Origin of the sequence: Rhizobium sp. RU33A (genome assembly GCF_900156055.1) — a bacterium.
GTDB lineage: Bacteria > Pseudomonadota > Alphaproteobacteria > Rhizobiales > Rhizobiaceae > Allorhizobium.
On record NZ_FTMQ01000001.1, the window covers coordinates 365,885 to 380,870 of the forward strand.

Here is a 14,986-nt window from a genome sequence, read left to right on the forward strand (position 1 = left end):
CACGGGGAAAGAGTCAATCTCCTGTTAATCTTTCAGGCGGGAAGGGGGCCGTCAGCCGGCTGAAACCTTGGCCATGGCGCGCTTTTCGCGACGTCTCTGGACGGAAGAAGGGATGTTCATCGACTCGCGATATTTGGCCACGGTGCGCCGTGCGAGCTCGACGCCTGATGATTTCAGCTGGTCGACGATGTCGTCGTCGGACAGCACCGTCTCGGGGCTTTCCTTTTCGATCAGGGCGCGGATCCGATGGCGCACGGCCTCTGCCGAATGGCTGTCGCCGCCTTCCGCCGAGGCGATCGACACGCTGAAGAAGTATTTGAGTTCGAACAGCCCGCGGGGCGTGAGCATGTATTTGTTCGTCGTCACGCGGCTCACGGTCGATTCGTGCATCTTGATGGCATCGGCGACCGTTTTCAGGTTCAGTGGCCGCAGGTGATCGACGCCGTGGTCGAGGAAGGCGGACTGCTGGCGCACGATCTCGGCTGCGACCTTGGTGATCGTTCGGGCGCGCTGGTCGAGGCTGCGTGTGAGCCAGTTGGCGTTCTGCAGGCATTCCGACATGAAAGCCTGGTCCGGAGCGTCCCTGGGCGCCTTCGGGCGCCCGACAGCGGCCATGTAGCTGTGGTTCACGAGCACGCGCGGAAGCGCATCCGGATTGAGCTCGACCTGCCAGCCTCCGAGCCCGTCAGGACGCACGACGATATCAGGCGTCACGGATTCGCTGACGGCATGCTCGAAGCTGCTGCCTGGCTTTGGATTGAGCTTGCGGATCTCCGACAGCATGTCGACGAGGTCTTCCTCGTCGACGCCGCAGATCTTCTTCAGCGTGGCGAAATCGCGCTTGGCAAGCAGTTCGAGATTGTTGACAAGGCCCGCCATCGCCGGGTCATACCGATCACGTTGACGCAGCTGGATCGCCAGGCATTCGCTGAGGCTTCGCGCAAAGACCCCGGCAGGCTCCAGCGTCTGCAGGGTCGCAAGAACCACCTCTACATCCGCATGGCTCAGACCGAGGCGAGACGCCACCTCTTCCAGATCTGCGCGCAGATAGCCCGCTTCATCCAGATGATCGATCAGCACGGAGGCGAGCAACTGATCCGAGGCCGAAGAGAGTGCGAAGGGGACTTGCTGGTTCAGGTGGTCCCTGAGGCTGACCTGGCCGGCAACGAAATCATCGAGGTCGTAGCCCTCGCTTCCGTCGCCAGACTGACCGGGCATGGATTTCCATTGTCCGAGCAGCTCTGGCGCATCGGCCCGCTGTACGGAGCCTTCGTCCACAAAGGCCGCATCGTAATTCGTGTCGAGCCGGTCGTTCAGCCGCTCGCTCGCACCATTCTCATACCAATCACTGTCGAGCGATGGAGAAGCGCCGGCCTCGTCGGAAGCGGCCTGGTTTTCCAGCGCCGTGTTGGTGTGGCGGTCGGCATTGTCAGGCGGGTCGCCGCCCAAATCACCATCATCTGCCGCCATTTCGAGCAGCGGATTCCGCTCCACTTCCTGCGCGATGAACTGCATCAGCTCGAGGTGTGTCATCTGCAACAGCTGAATCGACTGCATCAGCTGGGGAGTCATCACCAGAGACTGGCTTTGTCGCAGGAATAGATTGGCGGATAAGGCCATGGCGGACGTTCGACTCCCCTACATTCCCCCGCAAACCCGCCATTTATGGCGGGAAATTCCACTTGGCCCAAAAATTGCTTTTTATTTTGTTTTGGTCAAGCCACGGGAGGGGCAAGGCGGTCTTTTCTTCAAAGATACGTCAGAGGCTGAACTGCTCGCCGAGATAGAGACGACGCACATCGGCATTGTTGACGATGTCGTTGGCCCGGCCATGGGTGAGCACTTCACCTGCATGGATGATATAGGCGCGGTCGATCAGGCCGAGCGTTTCACGCACATTGTGGTCGGTGATGAGAACACCGATTCCGCGTGCCGTGAGATGTCGCACGAGATTCTGGATGTCGGAGACCGAGATCGGGTCGACGCCGGCAAACGGTTCGTCCAGCAGCATGAAGGTCGGATCGGTCGCAAGCGCGCGGGCAATTTCCAGACGTCGGCGCTCGCCGCCGGAAAGCGCCACAGCCGGCGACTTCCGCAGCTTTTCGATGTGGAATTCGGCAAGCAATTCGTCGAGCTTCTCTTCGCGCTTGCGCTTGTCGGAAACGTGGACCTCAAGCACCGCGCGAATGTTCTCTTCCACCGTCAGGCCACGAAAGATCGACGCTTCCTGCGGCAGGTAGCCGACGCCGAGACGGGCGCGCCGGTACATCGGCATGGAGGTGACATCGTTGCCGTTGATCGAGATCGTGCCGGCATCGACGGGCACGAGGCCGGTGATCATGTAGAAGCAGGTCGTCTTGCCGGCACCGTTCGGACCCAGCAGGCCGACGGCCTCGCCGCGGCGGACCACCAGCGAGGCGCCGTTGACGACGCGGCGCGAATTGTAGGTTTTCGTCAGTCCGTGAGCGATCAGCGTGCCTTCATAGCGCGCCTTGTCGCCCGGCAGGCCGGTGGGGTTCGCGGCCTTCTGGGGCTGCTTCTTCTTGGAGAAAAATGGAATGTGCACGTTCACGCGGACCCGTCAGTTGCTCTGCTGGGACTTGGGGTCGAGCTGAATTTGAACGCGCCGGCCGCAGCTGTCGAGCTTGGCCTGGCCGGAATTCATCTGGACGGTGAGCTTGCAGCCGACAAAGACGTTCTGTCCTTCCGAAAGCACGACGCGCTCGCCTTCGAGCACGAAGACCTGCTGCGCCATGTCGAAATACCCGGTATCGGCCGTCGCCTGCTGCGTGCCGGATGACAGGAATACCTTCTCCGCAACGTCGATCTTCTCGATATCGGCATTGCCCTGGGTCACCGTCTCGCCCTCGCCGCGATAGTGAACGACCATGGTCCCGGCCTGAAGCGTCGTCGTGCCCTGCACAACCTTCACATTGCCGGTGAAGAAGGCCTTCTTTTCCTGCTCGCGGATCTCCAACTGATCGCTTTCGATCTGAATAGGTTGATCGTTCGACAGCTTCAGACCGTTCATCTGGCTGTTCGTCGTCTGGGCCGCCGATGGTCCGGCAAGTATACCTGCCGAAACCAGAAGGAAGCCGGCAAAGGAAAACTTGGCGAAGGTGCTGTGAATCATGGCTGGGCGGCTTCCGTGGACCGATTGCTTTGAATGGCGGACGGCTCGATGTTCAACTTGACACTGCCCGCGAAGATCATGGTTCGCCCCTTATCCTTCATCTCGAGCGAGTTCGCAACAATCGACGCGCCTTTGGTCTGGATGGCGACAGGATCATTTGTCTTCATCGTCCCGCCGGCAATATCAAGATTGGCGGAATTGAACTGGGCGTCGATACCGCTGCTGAGATTGAGGGTGAACGGCTTGTCGAGGTTGAGAGTGTTTGCGCCACGGTCGAAGATGCCGCTTGAGGCGACGACGCGGGCGATGATCTTGTCGTTGACCGGCACGGCCGCGGCAATCGTCTCGAGCGCGATCATGTTGGGATTCTTGATGTCCTGCAGCGCTCGCTCGGCGCGCATCGAATAGCGCACGCCCTCTTCGTTGCGGCCAGCGATCGCCGGCTTCTCCATGACGACCTTGCCGTCTTCGATCTTGGCGGACTCGATCTGCAATTCGTCAGGCATCAGGCTGCGCACGAAGGAGACAGCAACGAATGCCAGCGTGATGGCCAGTGCAACGACAGGGAGAAGGAAGCGCAGGCGCCGGACGCGACGCGAATGGCTGGCCGCCCGCCGATAGGCATCGGCTTCGGATCGGCGCTCCAGCGGCGGCAGTCCCTCACGTGTCGCTTCCAGCATTCTCAAGTATCCGTTTATCGTGGCGGTAGCCGTCAGCAAACCGCCTCGCTCGTCGTTTCGCATGTCCATTCGGCATTGCCAATATGGATTATGGCAGAACCGTTACAAGAAGCGCCAGGCAAGCCATGCCGGAAGCGGAGGGTGAAAATGTGACCCTCGCGATCACGAATTAGCGTGTGACGCTCGTCATATCTCTCGCAAAGACGGCAATTTATGGTTAAGTTGTTCCTTGACTGAGCTTTTTTGCTTTGGCAACGTTATTGCCGCTCAACGTCACATTGGAAAATTCAGGGGGTCCGCGTGATAAAGTCGGAATTGGTGCAGATCGTCGCGGCCCGCAATCCGCATCTTTATCATCGCGATGTGGAGAATATCGTAAATGCGGTTCTGGACGAGATCACCGATGCGCTGGCCGCCGGCAATCGCGTCGAGCTCCGTGGCTTTGGTGCCTTTTCCGTCAAGAACCGTCCCTCGCGCTCGGGACGCAATCCCCGAACCGGCGAAACCGTGTTTGTCGAGGAGAAATGGGTTCCGTTCTTCAAGACGGGCAAGGAACTGCGCGAGCGCCTCAACCCGGGCATGGGCGACGAGGACGACGAATAAGCGCTGTTCGCGTTGAAAATTCCGCCCCTGTCCTTAACTTGAGCCCAAAGAGGTGACCGCAGTCGCCTCGGAGTGAACAGGGAGTTGTCCAAATGATCCGGAAAGTCGTGAGCCTCGTGGTGTTTCTGCCCCTCGGCGTGCTGCTGATCGTTCTGGCTGTGGCAAATCGCGGCGTCGTCAGTCTCGCGCTCAACCCGTTCAATCCGGCAGATCAGGCTCTGTCTGTTTCTGCGCCTTTCTTCGTCTTCCTCATTCTTGCGGTCATGCTGGGTGTGCTCCTTGGCTCTGTGGTGACCTGGTTCACCCAGGGCAAACACCGCAAGAAGGCGCGCACCCAGTCGCGTGAAGCGCAGCAATGGCATGCCGAGGCCGATCGCCAGAAGATAAGGGCCGAACAGATTGCCGGTTCGACGCTGCCCCAACTCGGCGCCAAGTGACATCAGGGCATTTGTGCTCGCGGCAAAATTCCTTTCCGCAGCGGGCCGGCAATGCTATGGGCTGGCGCAAACGAACACGACCCACGGATCATTGACGTGAAGAATAAGGAACGTCGCCCCGGCGCAAAGCCATTTCCGGGAGCGAAGGCGAAAGCCAGTGGCGACACACGGCCTGGATCTGCAAAGCCGTACCCTTCGAAGGGCAGGGACGAGCGCCAGGCCCGCCCGCAGCGCCGTGATGGCGAGGCACGAAAGCCGTCGTCTCAGCCGCAAGCGCCCGAGACGACGGCTGAACCCGCCCGCGTGCTGACGGTCCGCAACGGTGATCGCCCGGCCGAGCGCGTGCCGCTGATCCTAGAATCCTCAGGCGCCGGTGATTTCCACCTGATCGACAGCGGCGATGGGGTGAAGCTCGAGCAATATGGCCCCTATCGCATCGTTCGCCCCGAAGCCCAGGCGCTGTGGCCGAAGGCTTTACCCACCCATGTCTGGGACAAGGCCGACGCCGTGTTTACGGGCGATACGGATGAAGATGGCATGGGCCGCTGGCGCTTCCAGCGCGAGGCGCTCGGCGAAACCTGGCCGCTCTCCCTGCTCGGCGTCGATTTCCACGGCCGTTTCACCGCCTTCCGCCATGTCGGCGTCTTCCCCGAGCAGATCGCGCACTGGAGCTGGATGAAAGAGAAGATCGAGGCTGCCGATCGGCCGCTGAAGGTCCTGAACCTTTTCGGCTATACCGGTGTTGCCTCGCTGGTGGCAGCCGCTGCCGGCGCCGAAGTCACCCATGTCGATGCCTCGAAGAAGGCGATTGGCTGGGCGCGTGAGAACCAGTCGCTGAGCCGCCTCGACAAGGCACCGATCCGCTGGATCTGCGAGGACGCGATGAAGTTCATCCTGCGCGAGGAGCGTCGCGGCCATCGCTACGACATCATTCTCACCGACCCGCCGAAATTCGGCCGTGGTCCCAATGGCGAAGTCTGGCAGCTCTTCGACCATCTGCCGCTGATGCTCGACATCTGCCGCGAACTGCTCGCGCCCAAATCCGTCGGCCTGGTGCTGACGGCCTATTCGATACGTGCCAGCTTCTACTCGATCCACGAGCTGATGCGGGAAACCATGCGCGGCAAGGGCGGCCTGGTCGAGTCGGGTGAACTGGTAATCCGCGAAGCCGGATTGGACGGCAAGACGCCGGGGCGTGCGCTATCCACTTCTCTCTTCAGCCGCTGGGTGCCGAAATGAGCGATGATTTCCGCCACGATGGCCCGCGCCGCGTCGGCCAGGTCAAGGAGGTCACCAGCCTCGCCAATCCCATCATCAAGGACATCAAGGCGCTTTCCCAGAAAAAGAGCCGCGACGAAAGCCGCACTTTCCTTGCTGAAGGTCTGAAGCTGGTGATCGACGCGCTTGATCGCGGCTGGACCATCCGCACGCTCGTCTATGCCAAGGCCGGCAAGGGCAAGCCGCTGGTCGAAAAGGTCGCCGCCCGCACTGTCGCCGCAGGTGGCCTCGTGCTGGAAGTCAGCGAAAAGGTCATGTCTTCCATCACCCGGCGCGATAATCCGCAGATGGTCGCCGCCGTCTTTGAACAGCGCTGGACGCCGCTCAAGGACATACAGCCCAAGGGTTCCGAAACCTGGATCGCGCTCGACCGTGTCCGCGATCCCGGCAATCTCGGCACGATCATCCGCACGGCCGATGCTGCTGGTGCCTCGGGCGTCATCCTCGTCGGTGATTGCACCGATCCCTTCTCGATGGAAACCGTGCGTGCCACCATGGGCTCGATGTTTGCCCTTCCGCTGGTGAAAACCACGCCCGCTGACTTCCTCAAGTGGAAGAAATCCGTGGATGCGCGCCTGGTCGCCACGCATCTGGCCGGCGCCGTCGATTACCGCACCATTGATTACAAATCGAAGCCGGTCATCTTGATGATGGGCAACGAGCAGTCCGGCCTGCCGGATGAGCTCGCGACCGCTGCCGACAAGCTCGCCCGCATCCCCCAGGTCGGCATGGCCGACAGCCTCAATCTCGCGGTGGCCACCGGCGTCATGCTCTTCGAGATCCGCCGCCATCTGCTCGCCCTCGACGGAGCCAAGTGACAATGCTTGCCGCCTTCAACCGGCCCGGTCCGGTCCTGACCTTCATCGCCATCGCCCTGATCCTCGATCAGGCCATCAAATATGCGGTGGAAATCTATCTGCCGATGCATGAGCTGATCCCGGTTCTGCCGTTCTGGGCGCTCTACCGCACCCATAATCTCGGCGTCGCCTTCTCCATGCTGTCGCATCTCGACGGCTGGTTCATCATCGGCCTGCGCCTGGTCATTGTCGGTTTTGTCTTGTGGCTCTGGCGCAAGACAGGCCCCGAACAACATTTCGCCCATCTCGGCTTTGCGATGATCATCGCCGGTGCTCTCGGCAACATCATCGACCGCTTCACCTATGGCTATGTGGTCGATTACATTCTCTTCTACACCCAGACCTGGTCTTTCGCGGTCTTCAATCTGGCCGACAGTTTCATCACCATCGGCGCCATCTGTATTGTGATCGACGAGATCATCCAGCATCGCAAGCCGAAGCCGCCGGAGGCTTGACGGAGGCGGAAGCCTCCGAAGTTTTGTCACTTTCCTGTAGCAGTCTCGTGTTTAAAGGCCCGTGACTTCAACGCTGGATAGATCCGATGAGCGTGGAACTGATCGAACGAGACCTTCTCCTGGCAAATCCGACGGCCGCGCCGCTCGGACAGCTCGCCTCCCGTGACATCCTCGGGCGGATCGGCAATCTCGAAACCCGCATTGCCCGCACTGAACGCGAAATCGACGCTGCCCAGGCCGTGCGCTACCGCGTCTTCGTCGAGGAGATGAAGGCGCAGGTCTGCATCGAAGATGCCCGCCGCGGCCGGGAAGTCGATAGCTGGGACGCACTCTGCGATCATCTGCTGGTCCTCGACCGTTCGATCGATGGCGACGCCGAAGACCAGATTGTCGGTACCTATCGTATCCTTCGCCATGAAGTGGCGATCGCCCATGGCGGCTTCTATTCCGGCTCCGAATTCGGCGTTAACGCGCTCGTTGCCCGCCATCCGGACAAGCGTTTCATGGAGCTCGGTCGCTCCTGCGTGTTGCCGCAATACCGCACGAAGCGCACGGTTGAACTGCTCTGGCAGGGCTGCTGGGCCTACGCTCTCCACCACCGCGTTGACGCCATGTTCGGTTGTGGCTCCTTCCCCGGAACGCAGCCAGAGGAGCATGCGCTGGCGCTCTCCTTCCTGCACCAGAACGCCGTCGCCAAGGGTGAGTGGGCGGTTGACGCGCTGCCCCACCTCTACCGCGAGATGGATCTGATGCCGTCGGAAGCCGTCAATGCCCGACGTGCGCTCTTCGCCATGCCGCCGCTGATCAAGGGCTACCTTCGCCTTGGCGCCATGATCGGCAATGGTGCGGTGGTCGACCAGGCCTTCAACACGACCGATGTCCTGATCATCCTGCCCATCGCCAGCATCTCCGGCCGCTACGTCAACTACTACGGTGCCGACGCCGGCCGCTTCGCCAGCGCCAGTTGATCCTCTTCTCCCCATCGGGAAGAAGGTGACGCATAGCGCTTAGGTGACTCGTTGAACCGGGGATGAGGGGGCGGCGAAGCCGAACCACAAAGTCTTCAGTGCTTGCCGATCATCGCGAAATAGCGCATCCGCCTGATTGCACCCGGCTGACACGTCGCTGGCAGTTATCCGTGACCTCCAACCTTGCTATCCGCGTCGGCACTTCCGCCACCATCGGCAGGTCGGCAAGCTCCCGAAGGCTCATCTGGCGCAAGGCTGGATGCCCCATGGGATCATACCGCCAGTCCCGCGCAGCGGGTGTCACGGATTCTCGTCGTCTCCAGAGAAACTTGAACATGGCTTTGCCTCGATAAACTGGAAGGAAAGCGTGAACCTTCAAAACAGGCTGCAGCATCGGCCTTCAGGCGGCAGAATTCAATTGAGTTTTGCCCCTACCGACTATAGCTTTCCTATATGAAGAACCTCAATCAGGTACATCTGAACGGCCTGCGCGCCGTCGAAGCCGTCGCCCGCCTCGGCTCGCTCCAGGCGGCGGCGGAAGAGCTGGGCGTCTCCATCGGGGCGGTCAGCCAGCAGGTGATCAAGACCGAGCAGCAGCTCGGCCGCCCGCTCTTCGAGCGTACCAGTCGGGGGATGGTCCTGGTCGAAACGGCGACCGATCTTCTGGCACGTCTCTCCGATGGCTTCCGCCACCTCTCGGGCGCCGTGGCCCTCGCCAGACGTAGCGACGACAGCCTGCTGACCATTTCGGTCGCCCCGGTCTTCGCCGCCCGCTGGCTCGTGCATCGAATTGCAGACTTTTCCGAACGTTTCCCGCAGATCAGCCTGCGCATCGACGCCAACGACCGCCTGACCGATGCCAGCCAGACGGATGTCGATCTCAGAATTCGTGTCGGACGCGGTCACTGGCCGGGCTTCAAGGCTGAACTCATCCTGGAGCAACGGGTCGCCCCACTCTGCACGCCGGCCATGGCCGAAAAACTGCGCGAACCCGCCGATATTCTCGACCTGCCAAAGGTCATCGACGGCCGAGCCATGTTCACCTGGGATGTCTGGCTCTCGGCGGTCGGTCTCGAAGGCGCCGAGATCAAGGCGCGCCACACCTTCAGCGAAGCCTCTCTCTGCCTCGACGCTACCATAGCGGGGCAGGGGGTGATGCTCGCCTGGCAGACGATCGCGTCGCATCAGCTGCAGCACGGTCAGCTCGTCGCGCCCTTTGGGCCGGCGGTCAAAACCGGCTTCGGCCACTACTTCGTGACATCAGAAAATGCGAGGCGCTCCGACAAGGTGGAGAAGTTCAAGCGCTGGCTGAAGCGCGAGATCGAGGACGACATGGAGCGGCTCGCAAAAGCCGCTCCGGTTTTTGCTTGAGGCTTCGCGCCTTAATCAAACCGCCGCGTTATAGGCCGCGATCGCCGCCATATTGACGATGTCGCTATCCTTGGCGCCCATCTGCGCGATCTGCACCGACTTCTCGAGGCCAATGAGCAGCGGCCCCATGACGGTCAGCCCGCCCAGTTCCTGCAGCATCTTGGTCGAGATCGCCGCCGAATGGATCGCCGGCATGACCAGCACATTGGCCGTGCCCGAAAGGCGGCAGAACGGATACTGCTCCATCCGGTGGCTATTGAGTGCGATATCCGCCCCCATCTCGCCGTCATATTCGAAGGAGACGCCCCGCCGGTCGAGGATCTTCACAGCCTCCCGCACCCGCTCCGAGCGTTCCCCGGTTGGATGGCCGAAGGTCGAATAGGCAAGCAGCGCCACGCGTGGCTCCAGCCCCAGCCGAAGCGCAACGCCTGCTGCTTCTTCGGCGATGTCCGCGAGTTCGTCTGCCGTCGGCATGTCATGCACGGCGGTATCCGCAACCACGATTGTCCGCCCACGCGCCAGCGCCAGCGACACCCCGATCACCCGGTGGCCTGGCGCCGTGTCGATGCAGCGGCGCACGTCCTCGAGTGCCGTCGAATAATTGCGCGTCGTGCCGGTCACCATGGCATCCGCATCGCCCAGCGCCACCATGCAAGCGGCGAAATGATTGCGGTCCGTGTTGATCAACCGCTGCGCATCGCGGTGCAGGTAACCCTTCCGCTGCAGGCGGGCATAGAGATAGTCGGTATAGGCCTCGACACGGGTGGACATGCGTGCGTTAACAACTTCGATACCGGGGCGGTCGAGGTCGATACCGGCCCGTTCGGCGGTCGCCTTCAGTGGCTCGTCGCGGCCGAGCAGGATGGCGGTGCCGAGCCCCTGGTTCGCAAACGAGATCGCCGCGCGCATCACCTGCTCCTCTTCGCCCTCGGCAAAGACGACGCGCTTGGGATGGCTGCGCACATGCTCATAGATACGCTGTGTGGCCGCCGCGATGGGATCGCGACGCGCGGATAACTCGTGCGCATAGGCGCCGAGGTCCTCGATTTCCTTGCGCGCTACGCCACTTTCCATCGCAGCCCGAGCGACAGCAACCGGAATGGCCGAGATCAGCCGCGGATCGAAGGGCACGGGGATGATGTATTGCGGCCCGAAGCGCGGACGCTCGCCCTGATAGGCCGCTGCGACATCGTCAGGCACATCCTCGCGCGCGAGATCGGCCAGCGCCCGGACGGCGGCGATCTTCATAGCGTCGTTGATCTGGCTGGCGCGCACATCGAGCGCACCCCGGAAGATGTAGGGAAAGCCCAGAACATTGTTCACCTGGTTCGGATAGTCCGAACGTCCGGTCGCCATGATCGCATCGTCGCGGATAGCAGCCACTTCCTCCGGCGTGATTTCCGGGTCCGGATTGGCCATGGCAAAGATGATCGGATTGTCCGCCATCGAGGCGATCATGTCGGAAGACAGCGCACCCTTCTGCGATAGGCCGAATACCACATCGGCGCCAACCATGGCTTCCTTCAGCGACCGCCGGTCGGTCTTCACCGCATGCGCCGACTTCCACTGGTTCATGCCCTCGGTGCGGCCTTGATAGATCACGCCCTTGGTGTCGCAGAGAATGATGTTCTCGCCATTGAAGCCCATGGCCTTGATCAGCTCGATGCAGGCGATCGCAGCAGCCCCCGCGCCATTGCACACAAGCTTCGTCGTCTTGAAGTCGCGACCCGTCAGTTCCAACGCATTGATCAGGCCGGCCGCCGCAATGATCGCCGTGCCGTGCTGGTCGTCGTGAAAGACCGGAATGTCCATCAGCTCGCGCAGCCGGCTTTCGATGATGAAGCAGTCGGGCGCCTTGATGTCTTCGAGGTTAATGCCGCCGAAGGAGGGGCCGAGATAACGCACGCAATTGATGAACTCGTCGACATTCTCGGTGTCGACCTCGAGATCGATCGAATCGACATCGGCAAAACGCTTGAAGAGAACGGACTTGCCTTCCATCACAGGCTTGGAGGCGAGCGCCCCGAGATTGCCCAAGCCGAGGATCGCGGTGCCATTCGAGATAACGGCCACCATGTTGCCGCGTGTGGTGTAATCGTAAGCTGTGGCCGGATCGGCGGCGATGGCCTTTACGGGAACGGCAACGCCGGGAGAATAGGCCAGCGACAGGTCGCGCTGCGTTGCCATCGGCTTGGTCGGGGTGATCTCAAGCTTGCCTGGTCGCCCCTGGGAGTGAAAGTCCAGCGCTTCCTGTTCCGTCACCGAGACTTTCGTCCGGCCGGTTGTCTTCTCGTTTGCCATGCTTCCCCTCACCTTGTTGTGGGCAGCGGGCGATCGCCGGCCCATCCTGGTTGTTTTTCCTCGCCTTAAGTCGTTAGTGTTGCACGACTTCCTTTTCAAGAAAACATTGAGCCCGTGACGCTATATCAAGCCACCCCGAGTGATGTCCTGAACGTTGCCGAGCTGACCTCGGAGGAGAGCCGCGCGACGGCCACTCCGATGATGGAGCAATTCATCGAGATCAAGGCCGCCAATCCCGGCAGTCTGCTCTTCTATCGCATGGGCGATTTCTATGAGCTCTTCTTCGAAGATGCTGTCGATGCGTCGCGCGCGCTTGGCATCACGCTCACCAAGCGCGGCCAGCATCTCGGCCAGGACATCCCCATGTGCGGCGTGCCCGTTCATGCGGCGGATGACTACCTGCAGAAGCTGATTTCGCTCGGCTTCCGCGTTGCGGTCTGCGAGCAGATCGAGGATCCGGCAGAGGCGAAGAAGCGCGGCTCGAAATCCGTCGTGAAGCGCGATGTCGTGCGGCTCGTCACGCCGGGCACGATCACCGAGGACAAGCTTCTCTCGCCCTTCGAATCGAATTACCTGATGGCGCTCGCGCGTATCCGGGGCGGCTCCGCCCCGCAGCTGGCACTCGCTTGGATCGATATCTCCACCGGCATATTCCGTCTTGCCGAGACGACCGAGACCCGCCTGCTCGCCGACATCCTGCGCATCGAGCCGCGCGAGTTGATCGTGCCCGACACGCTGTTCCACGACGAAGAGCTGAAGCCTGCTTTCGACGTGCTCGGTCGCGTCGTCGTGCCCCAGCCGGGCGTGCTCTTCGACAGTGCAAGTGCTGAAGGCCGCATCGCGCGTTACTTCGGTGTCGGAACGCTCGATGGCTTTGGCGCATTCTCGCGCGCCGAGATTGCCGCTGCCGCTGCAGCCGTCGCCTATGTCGAGAAGACCCAGATCTCCGAGCGACCGCCGCTCGGTCTGCCCGAACGCCAGAACGCCGCCTCGACCCTCTTCATCGACCCCGCTACCCGCGCCAATCTCGAATTGGTGAAGACGCTGTCTGGCGAGCGCAACGGCTCGCTCCTCAAGGCCATCGACCGCACCGTCACCGGCGGCGGCGCCCGCCTGTTGGCGGAGCGCCTGATGTCGCCGCTGACGGACCCGGAAGCGATCGCCGATCGCCAGGACTCGATTGCTCATCTTTTGGCCGATGGCCTCCTCGTCGACCGCCTGCGCGATGCCCTGAAGCGCGTGCCAGACATGCCGCGCGCGCTTTCCCGTCTGGCGCTTGATCGCGGTGGCCCGCGTGACCTCGGCGCCATCGTCGCCGGTCTCGCAGCCTCTGCCGAGGTTGGCCGACTGCTCGATCCGTCCGACCTGCCGACGGAACTGTCCGAGGCCGTTGCCGACCTCGCAGCCTTGCCCGCAGATCTTGGCTCGAGTCTCGCTTCGATGCTGGGCGACGAACTGCCGCTCCTGAAGCGCGATGGTGGCTTCCTTCGCGATGGCGCGATCCAGGAACTCGACGAGTTGCGCGCACTGCGCGACCAGTCGCGCCGCGTCATTGCCGGCCTGCAGCTGCAATATGCCGAGGAAACCGGCATCAAGTCGCTGAAGATCAAGCACAACAATGTGCTCGGCTATTTTATCGAGGTAACCGCCGGCAATGCCGGTCCGATGACCGAGGGCGACGAAGCCAAGGCCCGCTTCATCCATCGCCAGACCATGGCAAACGCCATGCGCTTCACCACGACCGAGCTTGCCGATCTCGAAAGCCGTATTGCCAACGCCGCCGGTCAGGCGCTGTCGCTGGAACTCGCCGCCTTCGATCAGATGGTAAGCCAGGTGGTATCCGCCGCGGAACCCATCAAGGCCGCTGCCCGCGCGCTTGCGGTCATCGACGTCGCCGCCGGACTTGCCGCGCTTGCCGAAGAGCAGGGTTACTGCCGCCCGCTGGTCGATGATTCCAGAATGTTTGCCATCACCGCCGGCCGCCATCCGGTCGTCGAGCAGGCGCTGCGCCGTCAGGCAGCCAGCCCCTTCATCGCCAATGATTGCGATCTCTCGCCCAATGATACCAAAGGCCCCGGCGCCATCTGGCTGCTGACCGGCCCCAATATGGGCGGTAAATCGACCTTCCTGCGCCAGAACGCGCTGATCGCCATCCTCGCCCAGATGGGCTCCTTCGTGCCCGCCGGTGCCGCCCATATCGGGATCGTCGATCGCCTCTTCTCCCGCGTTGGTGCCTCCGATGATCTGGCGCGCGGCCGCTCCACCTTCATGGTCGAGATGGTCGAAACCGCCGCCATCCTCAACCAGGCGACCGACCGCTCGCTGGTCATCTTGGACGAAATTGGCCGTGGTACGGCCACCTTCGACGGCCTTTCCATCGCCTGGGCCGCCGTCGAGCACCTGCATGAGGCAAACCGCTGCCGCTCGCTTTTCGCCACCCATTTCCACGAGCTGACGGCGCTCTCGGAAAAGCTTGCCCGTATGTCGAACGTCACGATGCGCGTCAAGGAATGGGACGGCGACGTGATCTTCCTGCATGAGGTCGGCCCCGGTTCCGCCGATCGCTCCTATGGCATCCAGGTCGCCCGTCTGGCCGGCCTGCCGGCTGCCGTCGTTGCCCGCGCCCGGGAAGTTCTGACCCGCCTTGAAGACAGCGACCGAAAGAACCCGGCCGCCCAGCTGATCGATGACCTGCCGCTTTTCCAGGTCGCCGTGCGCCGTGAGGAGATCCAGAAATCCGGCCCCTCCAAGGTCGAGGAAGCTCTCCGCTCACTCGATCTTGACGACCTCACGCCTCGCCAGGCGCTCGATGCGCTCTATGATCTGAAGAAACAACTTGGCAAGCCTTGACCGGTAGAGTGCCTGTCAATCGCGCCCGAAAAGCGCTATAGCGCCACAGATCC

General features: G+C 62.0%; 13 protein-coding genes. 8 read left to right on the top strand and 5 right to left on the bottom strand.

The features are described 5' to 3' along the window. Positions 1 to 51 precede the first annotated feature (51 nt). The 4 genes from rpoN to lptC form a co-directional block, all read right to left on the bottom strand. Complete coding sequence (gene rpoN / locus BW978_RS01850) at positions 52 to 1,620, bottom strand: RNA polymerase factor sigma-54 (RefSeq protein WP_076391686.1); 1,569 nt, start codon at positions 1,618 to 1,620, stop codon at positions 52 to 54. A gap of 139 nt (positions 1,621 to 1,759) precedes the next feature. Next, complete coding sequence (gene lptB, locus BW978_RS01855) at positions 1,760 to 2,506, bottom strand: LPS export ABC transporter ATP-binding protein (RefSeq protein ID WP_076393122.1); 747 nt, start codon at positions 2,504 to 2,506, stop codon at positions 1,760 to 1,762. Positions 2,507 to 2,581: 75 nt separating this feature from the next. Beyond that, positions 2,582 to 3,133 carry an LptA/OstA family protein gene (locus BW978_RS01860; protein WP_076391688.1) on the bottom strand — a complete coding sequence of 184 codons (552 nt, stop codon included), beginning with the start codon at positions 3,131 to 3,133 and terminating at the stop codon, positions 2,582 to 2,584. Beyond that, a complete protein-coding gene (lptC, locus tag BW978_RS01865; protein ID WP_076391690.1) occupies positions 3,130 to 3,813 on the bottom strand; it encodes an LPS export ABC transporter periplasmic protein LptC in 684 nt (227 codons plus the stop codon). Before lptC ends, BW978_RS01860 begins: the two co-directional genes overlap by 4 nt. Positions 3,814 to 4,113: 300 nt before the next feature. On the opposite strand from lptC, the gene BW978_RS01870 reads away from it, so the two are divergent. The 7 genes from BW978_RS01870 (at position 4,114) to BW978_RS01900 (ending at position 9,782) form a co-directional block, all read left to right on the top strand. Next, entirely contained in the window at positions 4,114 to 4,416 is a 303-nt protein-coding gene (locus BW978_RS01870) for an integration host factor subunit beta (protein ID WP_054149157.1), read from the top strand. Positions 4,417 to 4,508: 92 nt separating this feature from the next. Further along, positions 4,509 to 4,853 carry a LapA family protein gene (locus tag BW978_RS01875; RefSeq protein WP_076391692.1) on the top strand — a complete coding sequence of 115 codons (345 nt, stop codon included), beginning with the start codon at positions 4,509 to 4,511 and terminating at the stop codon, positions 4,851 to 4,853. A gap of 96 nt (positions 4,854 to 4,949) precedes the next feature. After that, entirely contained in the window at positions 4,950 to 6,092 is a 1,143-nt protein-coding gene (locus BW978_RS01880; protein ID WP_139330265.1) for a class I SAM-dependent methyltransferase, read from the top strand. After that, the gene (locus tag BW978_RS01885) at positions 6,089 to 6,949 is read left to right on the top strand and encodes a TrmH family RNA methyltransferase (protein WP_076391696.1); all 861 of its coding nucleotides are present in this window, start codon (positions 6,089 to 6,091) and stop codon (positions 6,947 to 6,949) included. Before BW978_RS01880 ends, BW978_RS01885 begins: the two co-directional genes overlap by 4 nt. A gap of 2 nt (positions 6,950 to 6,951) precedes the next feature. Next, the gene (gene lspA, locus BW978_RS01890; RefSeq protein ID WP_076391698.1) at positions 6,952 to 7,443 is read left to right on the top strand and encodes a signal peptidase II; all 492 of its coding nucleotides are present in this window, start codon (positions 6,952 to 6,954) and stop codon (positions 7,441 to 7,443) included. Between the two features lie 86 nt (positions 7,444 to 7,529). Next, a complete protein-coding gene (locus BW978_RS01895) occupies positions 7,530 to 8,411 on the top strand; it encodes a l-ornithine N(alpha)-acyltransferase (RefSeq protein ID WP_076391700.1) in 882 nt (293 codons plus the stop codon). A 453-nt stretch (positions 8,412 to 8,864) separates the two neighbouring features. Beyond that, on the top strand, positions 8,865 to 9,782 hold the full coding sequence (locus BW978_RS01900) for a LysR substrate-binding domain-containing protein (RefSeq protein ID WP_076391702.1): 918 nt from the start codon (positions 8,865 to 8,867) through the stop codon (positions 9,780 to 9,782). Between the two features lie 15 nt (positions 9,783 to 9,797). Here BW978_RS01900 and BW978_RS01905 read toward each other — a convergent pair whose 3' ends face one another. Continuing rightward, the gene (locus BW978_RS01905) at positions 9,798 to 12,083 is read right to left on the bottom strand and encodes an NADP-dependent malic enzyme (protein ID WP_076391704.1); all 2,286 of its coding nucleotides are present in this window, start codon (positions 12,081 to 12,083) and stop codon (positions 9,798 to 9,800) included. 198 nt (positions 12,084 to 12,281) lie between these two features. On the opposite strand from BW978_RS01905, the gene mutS reads away from it, so the two are divergent. Beyond that, positions 12,282 to 14,933 carry a DNA mismatch repair protein MutS gene (mutS, locus tag BW978_RS01910; protein ID WP_244551896.1) on the top strand — a complete coding sequence of 884 codons (2,652 nt, stop codon included), beginning with the start codon at positions 12,282 to 12,284 and terminating at the stop codon, positions 14,931 to 14,933. Positions 14,934 to 14,986 lie beyond the last annotated feature (53 nt).